This is a genomic window from Maridesulfovibrio ferrireducens, from assembly GCF_900101105.1.
GTDB classification, from domain to species: domain Bacteria; phylum Desulfobacterota; class Desulfovibrionia; order Desulfovibrionales; family Desulfovibrionaceae; genus Maridesulfovibrio; species Maridesulfovibrio ferrireducens.
The window spans coordinates 431,791-446,899 of the sequence record NZ_FNGA01000003.1; the positions used below are offsets into that span (position 1 = coordinate 431,791).

A 15,109-nucleotide genomic window follows, 5' to 3' on the forward strand; every position below is an offset into this window, starting at 1 on the left:
CCCTCTTGTTTTCGAATGTTTTTTTATAGTTCGTTCTAGGTTACTTCTAGATTATTTTCCACTCTTCTTTTAGATAATAAATCATGTCAGGAGCAAACTGAATATGGGTTTTTATATGCCTCTTAAAAGATCTGCATTATTGTTTTTTGTTTTACTTGTATTCTTTTTGTTCGCGGGATGTGCAACAAAAGATTTACAACCCATAGCAGTTAAGGGTTTTTATGAAGTTGATAAAAAACAGCTGAACTCTATTCTTAGTCGTCTGAATTCGCAAGAAGATGGTGAAAATTCTTGGATTAATTTAGAAAAAGGAATTAAAGAAAACATTAAATATCTTTCTCGAAAACCGGCTGACGGTGTTGCTGTGAAATATGGCAACATGGAAATAACATGGGGGATGTTGGCTCGTACTAATTCAGAATTGTTAGAAATATTACCTGAACTTGAAATTTCTCCTGAGCTTTTACGAGATAAATTTGCATGGTTTGCTCTCTCTCCGCGTACTTTGTTGACTGGTTATTATGAACCGAATCTTGAAGCTTCGTTGACACCTGATCCTGCCTATCCATATCCTCTTTACAGAGTGCCCGGGGATCTTAAGATTTTAGACCTTGGTAAATTTCATTATCGCTGGAAAGGTCAACAGTTGATTTATAAAATGGAAGGAGACTCGGTTGTTCCTTACGACGATAGAAAATCGATAGATTTTGAAGGATCTTTACAGAATAAGGGATTGGAAGTTGCTTGGGTTCGTGACCTTGTTGATGTTTTTATTCTGCAGATTCAAGGGTCGGGACGATTATTGCTTGCTGACGGCAGTGTTAAACATATTCTTTATGCTGGAAAAAACGGGCAAAAGTATGTGTCATTAGGAAAAGTTTTAATTAATAGAGGGCTTATGGCTAAAGAGGGAATGAGTATGCAGGGCATACGGTCTTTTCTTAAGGGTAACCCGGAGCTTATTGAAGAATTGCTTATTACCAATCCAAGCTATGTCTTTTTCAGAGTGGATGATGTCGGTCCATTCGGGGCGATGAATGCACCCCTTACTTCTATGGCAAGTGTGGCTGTGGACAGTCGCGTGCTACCGTTAGGGTCTTTGGCTATACTCACGACAAAGCTTCCACAAGAGGGCACTGACAAGAAAAAGCCTTTTACAAAAATGGTGATGGCGCAAGATAGGGGCGGTGCGATTAAAGGGACCAGAGTGGATCTGTTTTGCGGGTCAGGACCGGATGCGGAATTTTTAGCCGGGCACTTGAAATCGTGGTCCCATCTTTATCTTCCGATCAGTCGTGAATCTCTAAACCGACAGACTGAGGAAAGTGAACAATAATTTTTAGTAAAGATGAAAATTAAGATTACATATATTTTTCATAATTGTTTTGTTCTTGATGTCGGTAAATTGAGTATTGTTTTTGATATTCCGGCGCAAAGATTTCGCATGAGCCGTGCTCGGTCAGCTTTAGAAGAGGCTGTCTGCGGTCGTGATGTTGTCATTTTTTTTTCACACAGCCATCTGGATCATTTTGCTCCTGATTATATGGACGTGTGCGGCGGCGCAAATTCCGTGAAAGCTGTGCTGTCTGATGACATTGAAGAAATGTATCCTGATATTTTTTTTGAGAATGCTCTGGTTGTTGAACCTGATCAAAAGTATGTTTTTGAAAATTTGAAAATTGAAACGCTTATGTCGAATGATTTAGGCGTGGCTTTTATGATTGAGACTGTTGAAGGTGTAAAAATCTATAATGGCGGAGATTTAGCTTGTTGGGACTGGGAAAGTTCGTCAGAAGCAGATCAAAAGTTTACAAGAGATTTTTTTGATAAAGCGGCAGATAGAATCGCAGGGTTTGGATCTCATATTGTTTTTTCTAATGTTGATAGAAGGCTCGAGAGTTTGGCTGGAGGACCTTTTTTAATAGAAGCAGTTAAGCCTCAGTTTTTTATACCGACTCACGCTTTAGGTCGAACAGAGTGGCTTGAAGGTGTTCATGAGCGGCTTGGAATAGAATCGCACAAGTGTTTCAGTTATCGCAGAGCCGGAGATGTTGCCTCGTTTGATATTTTGTTGTCCGGTGCTTAGTTTGTAAGAAAGCCCTCTGCTTTTTATTCAGCAGAGGGCTTTTTTTGTTCTTAATCGGTTTGGAAATATTATTTATTTTTAGATTGGCACTCATGGCAGGGAGATAGTTTATATCCGCCGTTACCTTTTGGAATGCCGTTAGGCCTTACATTCCCTTTGGAAAGCAATTTTTCGCAATCACTGTTGCCGCATTCCGGACAATCAGCTTTTACATCTTTGCCGGGCATGACCAACTCATCAAATTCTTTTCCACATTTTTTACATTTGAATTCGAAAATGGGCATTTGCGCTCCTTTAGTACCTGAAAATTTATATAAGGGAGCATTAACTCCTGTTTTGTTCAACAGGCATATGGGTAAGAAAAAAATCGAAGCTTATCAAGTAAAAATATTGAAAGGCCGCTCGTATTTAAACTCGAGTAGAAAGCAAACTTCCGCCGCCTTTATATCCCATCTGTGAGAAAAAACCGTTCATCTGAGAATGGACTTGCTTAGCCTGTGCATCCTGCTGTTCTTGTATTTTAGCTGCCTTATCAAGGAGTGTGTTGATATTAGTATTTGTTTTTTTAAGCTCTTCTTGTTCTTTTTCAGTCAAAGGTCTTTCTTTTGATAATTTGTTCAGTTCGTCTGCGCGTTCATCAAATCGGAAGTAGAGAGTCTTTTCTATATTACTCAGACCGTGAGTAACAAGTTTACCGGCAATTTCTTCCATTTCTTTGATTATTCCATCAGCTTTAATTTTTTCTTCATCAGTTAATTCTTTTTTAGTCGTACCTAGAATTTCGTCCATTTGTTTTCTAAGGTCATCCGCTGTTACCTGCTCTTCACTGGTCAGAGTTTTAGGTCCTTCGATGCCGAATAATTCTTTAAGCTCAGCCTGGATAGATGTTTCCATTTTCTTTTCAGCTGATGTCAAAACTTTTCCTTCGGGATAATATAGCTTGCGGAGTTCCCATTTGAGGCTTTCAGCCCTGTTGCGGTCTGCTCCCTGCGGGTCTTTAGTGGGAAGAATATCGTAAAGTTCATCCAACTTAGTTTGAATGTCATCAAGTTTGGTTTTTTCTTCGTCCGTTAGTTTTTTAGGTTCACCGGAGAGACCGTAAAGATCGTCCAGTTGTGATTTAAGTTCGCCGAATTTTTTTTCCTGTCCAGCACGCATGGCACTGTCATTCACTCCATAGATATTGTTTATCTGTGAGAAATATGAACCGACTTGCTGTTGTTCGTCGGAAGTAAGTCCAAAACTTTGAGACGCAAACTGCATCTGAAGTTGTCTGCGGATTTGACCTCGACTTAAATCTTTAGAAATATGAGGAGTTTCAGTCTTGGAAGAGTCGTTCGAGATATTAGAAAAATAGCTTCCTGCTGTTCCGCTTCCGCTAATCAGCGAATTTGTAGAGGTCAACATGTTTTGCTCCTGAAATTATTAATCGAGAAATATTTGCCGCATTTAATTGTATGGCTATTCCTTTGCAATTCATGAACCAAATGTTTAGACAATTTATGTTTAAATTAAGATTTTTTAATAAAACATATTCAGTCAAAAGAAGGTCATGTTCATGAACTGTGAGATTATTATAAAATTGAGGGTAAAAACAAATTGATGGGGTTAAGGAGTTGCAGAACTTGATCTTTTGTGCGATTTATAAATCGAATTTGGGGTTGTAAGGATCTTTTTAATATGGATACATTCTTGATTTGAAATAATCCTTCACTTATATTATTCATTCGTTTTTAACATTACCTTTCAGGAGGAAATAGAAATGAGCGCTGAAAAAGTACATCAGATTGATGATTATCAGAAAAAAGAAGACACAACAGAGCAGGATTTCGCAGCTGGAATCGGCGAAAAAGCTCAGAAAGACATGGGTAAAGTAGCAGTCATCATATCTTTTATGGCGATTGTACTTCTCGTAGTCTTTTTCTACGGTTTAAATCAGAACCTTAGCAATTTGACCACTGAAGTTAAAGACCTTCAGGGTGTTCGCGGACAGGTTGAAACTCTGAATACTCAGATGGCAACTGTCGACAGCAGAATTGTTGAACTAGAAAAACTTCCTTTGAAGACAAGACATATTATTATGGACGGCATGATCGAAGAAATGAACCAGAAAGCAGGCTACATCAGCCAGCAGCTTACTCCTGAAGAGCAGGCTAAACTTGCACAGGTTCAGGAATTACTCAAAGACGTTCAGTCAGGTCTCCAGAAATAACGACTTTGATATTTCAAAGTTTAGGCGCGAAGAGCTTTTGCTCTTCGCGCCTTTTTTTATGCTTTGTTTGTTCCGCCCGTGAATCTATTTTTTCTTATTCTACCTTTTCTCCTACTCTCACAGTGACGACCTCAGCGAGTGGAATATCTCTATCATAACATATCAGACCGCATCTCAAACATCGTGAAGCTTCGTGCTTAAGTTCTTCTTCAGATAAAGCCCCTTCCACTTCACTGAATGTTGATGTCCGGTGAGAGCCATCGCAAAGATACGGCATAGTTGAGCGGTCTTTATGGTTAACTCCGTCAACGTCTTTGAATAGTGTGTACGGAATTAATTTTCGTATAATGTTGTCTGCGACGGGTATTTCGCCTGTTGTTAATAAAAAGTGGATAGACCGGGCAGCTCTGCGTCCAGCTCCTACTGCAGAAATAACTAGGTCCGGTCCGGTAAACAGGTCTCCCCCTGTAAAAACATTGGGGACGGATGTTTGCAGAGTATCCGGGTCGGCGTTTATTGTTCTCCAGCGAGTGAAGTCCAGATCGCATTGATCCGAACCTTCCGAGTAAAAACAGGAAAGTGCCGGTTTTTGACCGATTGCCGCGATAATGGTGTCGGCAGGGTAGCGGGTTTCCGTGCCTTCAATAGGTATAGGGCGGCGTCGACCTGACTCATCAGGCTCTCCAAGCTCCATTTGTATGCATTCAAGATGAGTTGCGTGACCGTCTTCTCCGGTAATAACTTTGGTAGGAGCGGTGAGAAATAAAAATTTGACACCTTCATCTTCGGCTCCTTCAATTTCTTCAAGATTAGCCGGCATTTCGTTGCGCGTACGACGGTACAGAATGGTAACGTCACAACCTAGTCTGATGCTCGTTCGTGCCGTATCAATCGCAGTGTTACCTCCGCCGACAACTAAAATTTTATTCCCGATATCGGGAGCCTTATCAAGCCCGACCGAGGTAAGGAGTTCTGTTCCGCTAATGACCCCCGGGGCTTCTTCACCTTCAATTCTGAGGTTACCGCTCGCCCATGCTCCCAGTCCCATGAAGAAGGCTTCAAATCCTTCTTTTTCGAGACTCTGTGTTGTGAAATCTACTCCGAATTTCATTTCTGTACGGACTTCAATACCTAAATCCAGAATACCCTGAATCTCCCAATCTAAATCTTTCTTAGGAAGTCTATATTCAGGGATGCCGTAGCGGAGCTGTCCGCCCAGAGCGGGCATGGAATCAAAAATTGTCGGGCTGTGTCCCAGTCTGCGCAAAAAGAATGCACATGAAAGTCCGGCTGGACCGCCACCAATAACCGCAATTTTATGTCCCGTTTCTTTAGCGCAGGGAATTTCAAGTCGAAGGTTGTTTTTCATTTCCCAGTCAGCAACAAATCTTTTGATCATATTGATTCCGACAGGTTCATCAACATGGGTTCTGCGGCAGTCAGCTTCGCAGGGGCGCGGGCAGACACGCCCACATACAAGAAGGAGCGGGTTGCGTTCACGCAGAGTATGTATTGCTCCGGCGTAATCACCTTTTCCCGCTTGTTCGATATATTTCGGAATATTAATTTGTCCAGGGCATTTTTGACGACAGGGCGCGAGGCAGTCGTTAACTTCTTCTTGATGAAGGAGTCTTTCGCTCATTGATACTATGGAAAGAACATCCCGGGGACAGGCATCAACACATTTCCTGCATGATCGGCAGGCAAGCGGATCAACGACAGGTAATCCTTCCGGTCCCATATGAATTGCGTCAAACGGGCAGACAGCTACGCATGTGCCCAGTCCGAGGCAGCCTTCAGGGCATGTTTTACTTCCTTTATAAAGAAGAGCCTGTGCGCGGCAATCTCCAGCTCCTTCGTAATGATACAGTTCTTCGGCGCGCTTGCCTCCGGTGCAGTCTCTAAAGGCGAGTTCCGGCTCCATTTCAAGCACTTCAAGTCCCATAACGGCCGCGACCGCTTGAGCTGTTTCAAGTCCGCCTATTACGCAGACATTAGATCCGGATTTGCCTTCGACAACAGCGTGGGCAGCTCCGCCGCAACCAGCATAGCCGCAACCACCGCAGTTAACGCCGGGAAGGGCATCTTCGAGTTGAGCTATTCGGGGGTCTTCTTTAACGTATAAAACTTTTGAAGCCATAGCGAGAATCGCAGCAGCGACAAAGCCTAATCCGAAAAGAACAAGTATTGATGATGTTATCATTTTATTATGCCTGTGTAAGCTTTTGGTATCAGGCTATCATCCCTTTGAACGCAAAAAACGCCAAAGACATGAGACCGGCCATTATCAGGGCTATGGGAGTTCCTTGCAGTGCCTTTGGAACTCTGGAAACTTCTATTTTTTCTCGGATTGCGGATAGAACAATCAGCGCGAGCATGAAACCCAGCCCTGACGCGAACGAAAAGGCAACGGTTTTTACAAATGTAAATTCTTCGCGCTGACAGATGATGGCAATACCCATGACTGCGCAGTTTGTTGTGATCAGCGGTAAAAATATTCCGAGAGCTTTATACAGCGGCGGGACTACTTTTTTCAAAAACATTTCAACAAACTGAACGAGTGCGGCAATGACCAGAATGAAAGTCAGAGTTTGCAGATATTGCAGACCAAACGGGTTGAGCAGATACTGCTGAACTGCCCATGTTATGGAAGCAGCCATTGTTGCTACAAAAACAACTGCGCTGCCCATACCTATTGCAACCGATATCTTTTTAGATGTTCCGATAAACGGGCAGTTGCCGAGATATTGAGCCAGAACAATGTTGTTTACAAATATGGCTGATATAAAAAGGAGAAAATATTCTTGCATATGCTTTGTCCTTTTAAGGATGAATTAGAAATTTAGTGTCCGCACATACCGCAAGTTTTGCAGTCGTGGGTTGGGTTATCAAGCACAGCCTCTCCCTTTTTACGTCTCTGGCTGTTTGTGAATCCATTCATTCCGGCTAGAACGAGCCCGAGGCAGACAAATGCACCCGGAGCTTCGATCATAAAGCTGAAGGGCTTAAATGATTCGGGCATTATTTGACTGCCGAAAAGAGTACCATATCCGAAAAGTTCGCGCAGACCGCCGAGAAGAGTCAGGGACATGGTGAACCCGAGTCCCATTCCTAATCCATCCGCAGCGGAAAGAAGTATTGTGTTTTTTGAGGCAAAAGCTTCCGCGCGCCCGAGGATGATACAGTTAACAACAATGAGCGGCACGAAAATACCTAGTTGTTGATAGAGCGGGTAGGCATATGCCTGCATCAGCAGCTCAACCACAACAACGAGTGATGCTGCTATAACAATGAAACAGGCAATACGCACTTTGGGCGGAATAATTTTTCTGACAGCCGAAACAAAAACATTTGAAAGGGTCAGTACGAAAATTACCGCCAGCCCCATGCCGAATCCATTATCCGCCGTTTTAGTAACAGCCAATACCGGACACAGGCCTAATACTATTTTAAAAGGCGGTAGGTCTTTCCATAATCCTTTAGAAAATTCTTTCCATAATCTACTCATGATTAAGATCCCTTTATCCAAGCCGCAGTAATTTGCGGTTTTATTTGAGCAAAAATATTAATTGCTTTTTTTACGGCTTCAACTGATGCCGTTGATGAAATCGTTGCTCCGGCAATGCCGTCAATGTCTCCGCCTTTAGATGACAGTTCTACGGATGCAGGGTGGCCTCTGAATTGTTTCGTGAATCCGTGTTTGGCAACTCTTGCTCCGATACCGGGCGTTTCTTTCATGGTGGTGATACCGATGCCTGAAAGATTAACTCCGTCAATATTGAAGCCGACCATTACACCGACATTTCCGCCGTAGCCTTTTGCTGCGGATTCAAGAGCGACTCCGAAGAGTTTACCGTCTTTAATGGCAGGGAAAACAGTAACTTGTTTATCCGTACCCGGAATATCAAATTTTTTACGATCTTTAACCGGAGAATTGTCAAATCCGATTAGAACATTACTTATAGCAGGGCCTTGAACGTAGGTCATTACCTGTTCTTCGATTTTGTCGTTGGTGGCATCTTTCAGGCTTGCAAGGGTAAACCCGGACAAGCCGCATATGAGTGAAAGAACCACGATCATTTTTAAGGTTTCATTCATATTTTATCTCTGCAAATGGATATTGGTTATTCCGCCGAAAGGGGTGGGCCTGATTTTTTCAAATAGTGGCGATGCAAGGTTTGCCAGAAGTATGGCAAACGGAACCCCATCAGGATAAACTCCGTAAACCCTTATGATTATGACCAGTATTCCGGCAGTAAACCCGTATGCGATCATAGGGATATGACCAACGGGGGAAGAAGAGCTGTCGGTTGCAAGGAAGAATGCGCCGAACAGAGTGGATCCGCATAACAGGTGATAAATCGGTGAAGCGTAATCAAGGGGTGAAATTGCATAAAAAGTAGCGGCGGTGAGAGTTACCCCTGCTACAAACGCGAGCGGGATATCGGGACGGATAATTTTCCGGCTTAGCAGATATAGGCCACCAAGAAGTATTGCTCCAGATTGTGCTGCCCCTGATCCACCAAGTTGAAAACCCAGAAGTAATGATTTTAAGGAATATTGACTCAGTGTTTCCGGTCCGAAGTTTTTAAGCTGACTTAGCGGGTAGGTCAGTTCTGATCCCAGCATTGTCATGTCAAAGTCCATAAGCTCAGGCCATGACACTTTGCAGATTGCCCAGCCCACAAGCGGGGCGCAGAGAGGTCCTCCGCCTAATCCTCCGAATACCATCCTTCCTAATATGATAGAAAAGGAGCTGCCGGCGGCTATTAGCCACCATGGACTGCATGGCGACATGAGAAAACCGAACATCAGCCCGCACAGTAGAGCTGTGTAGTTGTCAGATTCAATTTCACGCTTCATGAGATGCAGGCAGATTGCTTCTGTTATTACCGCAACCACGCACGACAGGGCGAGAACCCTGAATGCAAGTATGTTGCTATGCCAAATAGCAAAGGCTGCTGCCGGCAATAAAGCCAGCAACATTTCAAGAGATGTTCCTTTAATGGTTCGCCCGCAATGAATGTGGGGAGCACTGGAAACAGTTAAAACTGGAGATCCGCTTATCGGTTTCATATTTATTTCCGAAGGTCTTCAAGTATCGGTTTGCTGAAAAGTTCTTTTTTGGCCAATCGTATATATTGTAGCAAGGGCCGCTGAGCCGTGCACCAATAAGCGCAAAGTCCGCATTCAAAACATGAGGCAATGAAGTATGCCTGAGTATTTTCAAAAAGGCCGAATTCCGCGTGACGTGAGATCATGTTCGGCATCAGTCTTGCCGGACATTTAATGACACATTCGCCGCATCCGAGGCAGGGGGAATCTTTTGCTACAGGGGTATTGCTTCCGGCAATGACGGTTACTCCCTGTGTGTCGGCAGGGATTCCGTGGTTCAATGAATAAACAGCTCTTCCTGATAAAGGTCCACCCAGAACAACTCTGTCGCCGTCAGATAACTTGAATCCTGCTTTGCTGGTGAGCAGTTTTACCGTTGTGCCGACAGGAGTTTGAAAAAGTGTGTTTCCGACTTTGACCATAATTTCAGTGACAGGCTGTTTACCGTGAACCGTCCGGCCGATTCTATATAGAGTCGCAGCATCAATTACGGAAACGCCGGAAGGCATCTCTTTACCTGTCACAGCTTTAACAACCATAGGTGCTAAGCCGTTAGGATATACAGGTTTTATTTCATATCCTGTGCATCCGGGCAGAGTCCATGGCATGCCTTGCGGCACGGCTATGGCTGATGCTTTCGGTGAAAGGGCTTCTTTAAGGAAATCCAACCCTTCACTCATTATATGATTAAATTCTTCGATTAAAAATCTATGTCCATCAATTCCGGCTTCTGCCGGAACAGTGTTGATGATCAGGGTGCATCCTTGCTTGAGTCCGCTAACATCAATTCCTGCATCTCTCAGGTAGCTGAGCATAGAAGAGCTGTCCGAATTGTCGAGTGTTAACGGCGCTGCAACCCGTTCACCTTCTTCTTCAATGAGGATAAAATCTTTTTTTATATCCAGCACTTTTCCTGAAACAGAAGAATGTACGCTTGGAAGCCTGTTTTGAGGATCGCTGGCAACCTTCTGTCCTTTAGCAACAAGTTCTTCTTTCCCGACAAGCGGTGTCAGCTCTGTAATTTCCAAAGAAATCAATAGCGCGGAACTCAGGTTCTGTTCTCTTATTTTCAGTACCGGACCACGGTCTGATGGGGTAAGTGAAAAAATAGGGTTCATTATAAATGTATCCGCCTTATCTTAAATGACACTTGTCACAATCATTATCTTTGTAAGGGCCTTTCTTAAGTTCTTTGTGGCAGACCATACACTGATCATGGAATGCATTCAGGCGATCCAGAACTAAATCTTTGCCCGCTTTCTGATGACATTGCTCACAAGGAGTGCTGTCGCCTTTATACTGCTTCATGTTTTTCATTTTATGACACGGATTACAGCCCTTAAGACCGTCTTTGAACTGATCTTCATGACAGGTGACACAACGGTCATGAGCTGCATCTCGAACACTCGGGACTTCTTTTGTTCCGGCATTTGAGTGACAGTTAGAGCATTTTTGCGGTTCTTCTTCTATTTCCGGTCCATGATGACACGCAAGACAATTTTCTTCAGCATATTCTTCGTGAGCTTCGTGATCAAAATTAAGTTGACCAAGTTCTGCATGATGACATTTTACGCAGTATGTCTTGTCCGGGAATGAATTGATGTGATCGCGAACATAGTCGCGGTCAAAAGTTTGCGGATGGCATGAACCGCAGGGAAGAGGTTCGTTGCTTTGCCCCTCACGCTCATGATGGCATTTGTCGCAGGGGATTTCATAATCTCTGTGGTGTTTGATATGTGTGAAGATTACTTTTCCTCCACTATTTTTAAACAAAATACGCACCGGCACTTTTTGTTTTTCAGGAGGGGTCATGTATCCGGCTACTGCTAATCCTAGCAGTAGTATAAGAATGATTGAGATAGGTAAAAACTTTTTATGCACCGACTCTTTCCTCATTTTGTAGGGAATTTTAACTTTAAAATATATAGGTAAATGCTATATTTTTGTCCAGTTTAAACTTTAGTGTGTGCAAAAAGTGTCATAGTCTTTTTAGTTTTCCATATTGATACATATTCGTGACACAACAGTCTTTTTTTACTGGTAAATAAGTCTCAGATTAAGATGAATTTGATTTTTAAAATTTAATTTCTTTAAAATCGGAGGATCTGATGACTTTTTATCGTAACGTCAGACAGTTTATACTGCTTATTGTTTGCGTTGTACTTTTTACCGCTATACCGGCACATGCTAAAGCCAAAAAGGTGCAGGTTTATAAGGGTACACCTGCTAAATACGTGTTTCTTTTCATTGGTGATGGTATGGGAATGCCGCAAAGAATTGCAGTGGAAAGTTTTACAGGTGAACAGTTAGTAATGAATTCCTTTCAAGCTCAGGGGATGACTACCACATATGCAGCAGATAGATTTATTACCGGTTCAGCCGCCGCTGCAACTTCTATTGCATGTGGACAGAAGACGAATATCGGAATGCTTGGCATGGGCCCACAGCAGCGAAATGTTAAGTCTCTTGCAGAAATGGCGCGCGATAATGGAAAGAAGGTTGGAATTGTCTCAAGTGTTTCAATCGACCATGCGACACCAGCTGCTTTTTATGCACATGTGCCGACTCGCGGTCAATATTACGATATTGATGTAGCTCTTTCCGAAAGTAACTTTGATTTTTTTGGAGGCGGAGGGTTGAAAGATCCTGCAAATAAAAAGAAGAATACTAAGAATTTTAAAGGAAATGCTCTCGAGTTGATTAAAAATGCCGGATATAAAGTTGTAACTGATAAAGATGAGTTCATGTCTCTTAAGCCGTCTGATGGAAAGGTGATTTCATGGAATGAATGGTTGCAGGATTCAAAGGCTCTTCCTTATTCAATGGATATGCGTCCGCAGGATATCACTCTTCCAGATTTTACAAAGAAAGCTATTGAAATGCTGGACAATCCTAAAGGTTTTTTCCTCATGGTTGAAGGTGGAAAAATCGACTGGGCATGTCATGCTAATGATGCTGCCGCATTTATTCACAACACTGTTTCTTTTGATAACTCAATTGCTGAAGCTGTCGAATTTGCGAAAAAACATCCATCCGAGACTCTTATTGTTGTCACTGGTGACCATGAATGCGGAGGGCTTACTCTCGGATTTGCGGGAACAAAATACGGTTCTTACTATAGTGCGCTTAAGCCGCAGGATGTTTCATTTCAAAAGTTTACCGATGAAGTCGTTAAGCTGTGGAAAGATGAGCATAAGGGCGATATGAACTTTGATGACTTTAAGCCTACGATTACTCATTTCTTCGGACTGAAGTTTGAAGGTGATCCTAAAAAAGACCCTATGGTTGTGAAGAATTATCAGGTTGCAATGCTTAAAGATGCCTACATTCGCACCATGAAAGGCGATGAATGTAAGTCGCCTGAACTATACAATATGTATGGTGGGTATGATCCATTAACTACCACGATTACCCATGTTTTGAATAACAATGCCGGGCTTGGCTGGACTTCTTTCAAGCATACCGGAGTTCCTGTTGCGACCTCGGCTATGGGAGTCGGAGCCTCTTCTTTTAACGGCTATTACGATAATACTGATATTGCTTTTAAAATTATGTCTGTAATGGGCGTTTCTCCTCGTGTTTATACAAAAAATAAAAATAAAAAAATTGCATCTAACTAGCGGTTATTGATCGTTTGTATGTCTTACAGGGCGGGGCGATTTATGAATCGTTTCCGCCCTTAGATTTATATCTCAGTAATAAAAATACTTTTAATAACCGGTCATAAGATGCCAAAATTAATAAAAAATCGTGAGTTTATTCTCGTTGTTGTGTTTGCTTTGCTTACAGCTATTCTCTGTTTCATTCCTACTAATTTTGATGATCGCGTTGCGGACAATGCCGTTCGTTGCAAAGCAGAAGTTATTGCGGTTGATAATGTTGAAATTCAGCAATTCGGAATGGTTAAGACCGGACCTCAATCTGTTACTTTGAAAATTCTGGAAGGAAAATTTAAAGATCAGGTGATGAAGGGGACTAACGAAATGCTGGGGCAGATGGACAAAGATAAAATCTTTGAAGTCGGTGACTATGCACTGACTGTTCTTTCTTTGAATTCTGAGGGTGAGGTAATATATGTAAATCCTCAAGATCATTACCGGATAGGGACTGAATTTGCTCTGGTAGGATTATTTGCATTTCTTTTAATTGTATTCGGCGGCTGGACGGGTGCCAAGGCTTTGTTTTCTTTTCTGTTTACCGCTTTAGCTATATGGAAACTTTTGATTCCGGGATTACTTATGGGGGTTGATCCTGTACTAATTACACTTGCACTCGTTACAGCTCTCTGCGCCGTAATAATTTTTATGGTTGCAGGGCTTAATAAGAAAGGGATTGTAGCTTTTATAGGATCATTTTTAGGAATATTTACCAGTTGTCTTTTAGCTGTCTATTTTACAGGGGATTTGCATTTGCACGGTGCGGTAATGCCATTTGCCGAAACTTTGTTATACTCGGGATTCGGTCATCTTGATTTGACAAAGATCTATGTGGCTGCTGTTTTTCTTGCTTGTTCGGGAGCTGTTATGGATCTGGCTATGGACGTATCAGTCAGCCTAGACGAGGTTGTCAGGATCAATCCTGAAATTACACGATTAGAAGTTTTAGCATCAGGTCTGCGAGTCGGAAGAGCGGTTGTAGGTACAATGACTACAACGTTACTTCTCGCTTATTCTGGTGGATTTGTGACTCTTTTGATGGCTTTTATGGCTCAGGGCGTTCCGCTTATTAATACTTTCAATTTTGTTTATGTCTCAGCAGAAGTTTTAAAGACACTTGTGGGTAGTTTTGGTCTGGTAACTGTTGCTCCTTTTACGGCGGTTGTGGGAGCATTTGTCTTTTCAAAATCCAAAAAATAAGCACTGAATCGAAGCTCTTGTCGTTCGCAAGTTTCTTATGATAAATACCTGAAAGGTTTTGATAGGTTTATTTAATTTACAGCTTATTTTCAGGGGTAATAATTTTGTTTGTACGTTTTATACTTGTTTTATTTCTTTTCAGCGCAGCAGGTTGCGTATCAACATCCGCAAAGCGTGTGAATAATTCTCATCTGATGATATCAATTCCTGATGCTCGTCTTCGTATTCTTGAATATCATGAGAGTGGTCAATATGATCGAGATGTTGAGGCTAAGACTCGCAAAATTGAAGAGGTAGTAAAGAAAGCCATCGCTGACGGTGTGAAATATCCGGCTGTAATTATGTCGGTGGAAGATGTTTTGGTATCAACTTACAATATTAGAAAAAAGCAGGGGTTTGCTGATAATAGCTGTGCCCGTAAGGCTCTTGATTATAGTGTTATTCTTGGAATTTTACCTGTTATTAAACCTTCAGTAAAAGTTTTTGAATCCTTATTGTCACGCGGAATTCCAGTTTTTATAATTTCGCATAGGCCGGAAAATTTAAGAGTTTCTATATTGGAAAATCTTGCAGGAGCGGGGTATTCCGGTTGGTCCGGTCTTTATTTGTTACCTCCGAACCATCAAGATGATTCAAGTGGTTTCTATGAAGAAGTCCGTAAAGGACTGCATAGGACCGGAATTAATATAGTTGCAACGGTTGGCGCTATTCCCTCCGACATTGCGGGCGAGCAGACAGGAACTCCGATTTTATATCCCAATTATATTTATTCATTACGCTGATTTTAAAATTTAAAAACCCCATACTCAAAAGGTCTGATTCGACTTTTTAAGTATGGGG

15 protein-coding genes are annotated in these 15,109 nt (G+C 42.2%); 6 read left to right on the forward strand and 9 right to left on the reverse strand.

The features are described from left to right. Positions 1-103 precede the first annotated feature (103 nt). Both mltA and BLT41_RS11260 read left to right on the forward strand, forming a co-directional pair. Positions 104-1,336 (forward strand): murein transglycosylase A, encoded by a 1,233-nt coding sequence (gene mltA / locus BLT41_RS11255; protein WP_092161163.1) that lies wholly within the window; start codon positions 104-106, stop codon positions 1,334-1,336. A gap of 12 nt (positions 1,337-1,348) precedes the next feature. After that, a complete protein-coding gene (locus BLT41_RS11260) occupies positions 1,349-2,086 on the forward strand; it encodes an MBL fold metallo-hydrolase (protein WP_092161165.1) in 738 nt (245 codons plus the stop codon). A 68-nt stretch (positions 2,087-2,154) separates the two neighbouring features. On the opposite strand, the gene BLT41_RS11265 is transcribed toward BLT41_RS11260, so the two are convergent. Together BLT41_RS11265 and BLT41_RS11270 are read right to left on the reverse strand one after the other, a co-directional pair. Next, the gene (locus BLT41_RS11265) at positions 2,155-2,370 is read right to left on the reverse strand and encodes an FmdB family zinc ribbon protein (RefSeq protein ID WP_092161167.1); all 216 of its coding nucleotides are present in this window, start codon (positions 2,368-2,370) and stop codon (positions 2,155-2,157) included. Between the two features lie 124 nt (positions 2,371-2,494). Continuing rightward, positions 2,495-3,493, reverse strand: a complete 999-nt coding sequence (locus tag BLT41_RS11270) for a hypothetical protein (protein ID WP_092161169.1) — start codon at positions 3,491-3,493, stop codon at positions 2,495-2,497. A 355-nt stretch (positions 3,494-3,848) separates the two neighbouring features. Here BLT41_RS11270 and BLT41_RS11275 point away from each other — a divergent pair, with 355 nt between their 5' ends. Further along, on the forward strand, positions 3,849-4,298 hold the full coding sequence (locus BLT41_RS11275) for a hypothetical protein (RefSeq protein ID WP_244512255.1): 450 nt from the start codon (positions 3,849-3,851) through the stop codon (positions 4,296-4,298). 94 nt (positions 4,299-4,392) lie between these two features. On the opposite strand, the gene BLT41_RS11280 is transcribed toward BLT41_RS11275, so the two are convergent. The 7 genes from BLT41_RS11280 to BLT41_RS11310 are packed head-to-tail and all read right to left on the reverse strand — an operon-like array spanning position 4,393 to position 11,294. Continuing rightward, a complete protein-coding gene (locus BLT41_RS11280) occupies positions 4,393-6,501 on the reverse strand; it encodes an FAD-dependent oxidoreductase (protein WP_092161173.1) in 2,109 nt (702 codons plus the stop codon). A 28-nt stretch (positions 6,502-6,529) separates the two neighbouring features. Next, a complete protein-coding gene (locus BLT41_RS11285) occupies positions 6,530-7,108 on the reverse strand; it encodes an electron transport complex protein RnfA (RefSeq protein ID WP_092161175.1) in 579 nt (192 codons plus the stop codon). 32 nt (positions 7,109-7,140) lie between these two features. Continuing rightward, positions 7,141-7,806: an electron transport complex subunit RsxE gene (gene rsxE / locus BLT41_RS11290; RefSeq protein WP_092161177.1), complete on the reverse strand. Its 666-nt coding sequence runs from the start codon at positions 7,804-7,806 to the stop codon at positions 7,141-7,143. 2 nt (positions 7,807-7,808) lie between these two features. Beyond that, entirely contained in the window at positions 7,809-8,396 is a 588-nt protein-coding gene (rnfG, locus tag BLT41_RS11295) for an RnfABCDGE type electron transport complex subunit G (protein ID WP_092161178.1), read from the reverse strand. A gap of 3 nt (positions 8,397-8,399) precedes the next feature. Then, entirely contained in the window at positions 8,400-9,374 is a 975-nt protein-coding gene (locus BLT41_RS11300) for an RnfABCDGE type electron transport complex subunit D (protein WP_092161180.1), read from the reverse strand. Positions 9,375-9,376: 2 nt separating this feature from the next. Continuing rightward, positions 9,377-10,531 carry a 4Fe-4S dicluster domain-containing protein gene (locus BLT41_RS11305; protein ID WP_092161182.1) on the reverse strand — a complete coding sequence of 385 codons (1,155 nt, stop codon included), beginning with the start codon at positions 10,529-10,531 and terminating at the stop codon, positions 9,377-9,379. Positions 10,532-10,547: 16 nt separating this feature from the next. Next, on the reverse strand, positions 10,548-11,294 hold the full coding sequence (locus BLT41_RS11310) for a cytochrome c3 family protein (protein WP_170830363.1): 747 nt from the start codon (positions 11,292-11,294) through the stop codon (positions 10,548-10,550). A 227-nt stretch (positions 11,295-11,521) separates the two neighbouring features. Between BLT41_RS11310 and BLT41_RS11315 the strand changes: the two genes are divergently transcribed. The 3 genes from BLT41_RS11315 (at position 11,522) to BLT41_RS11325 (ending at position 15,051) form a co-directional block, all read left to right on the forward strand. Beyond that, entirely contained in the window at positions 11,522-13,033 is a 1,512-nt protein-coding gene (locus BLT41_RS11315; RefSeq protein ID WP_092161186.1) for an alkaline phosphatase, read from the forward strand. 108 nt (positions 13,034-13,141) lie between these two features. Further along, positions 13,142-14,269: a YibE/F family protein gene (locus tag BLT41_RS11320; RefSeq protein ID WP_092161188.1), complete on the forward strand. Its 1,128-nt coding sequence runs from the start codon at positions 13,142-13,144 to the stop codon at positions 14,267-14,269. Positions 14,270-14,373: 104 nt separating this feature from the next. After that, the gene (locus BLT41_RS11325) at positions 14,374-15,051 is read left to right on the forward strand and encodes an HAD family acid phosphatase (RefSeq protein ID WP_244512256.1); all 678 of its coding nucleotides are present in this window, start codon (positions 14,374-14,376) and stop codon (positions 15,049-15,051) included. Positions 15,052-15,109: the final 58 nt, after the last annotated feature.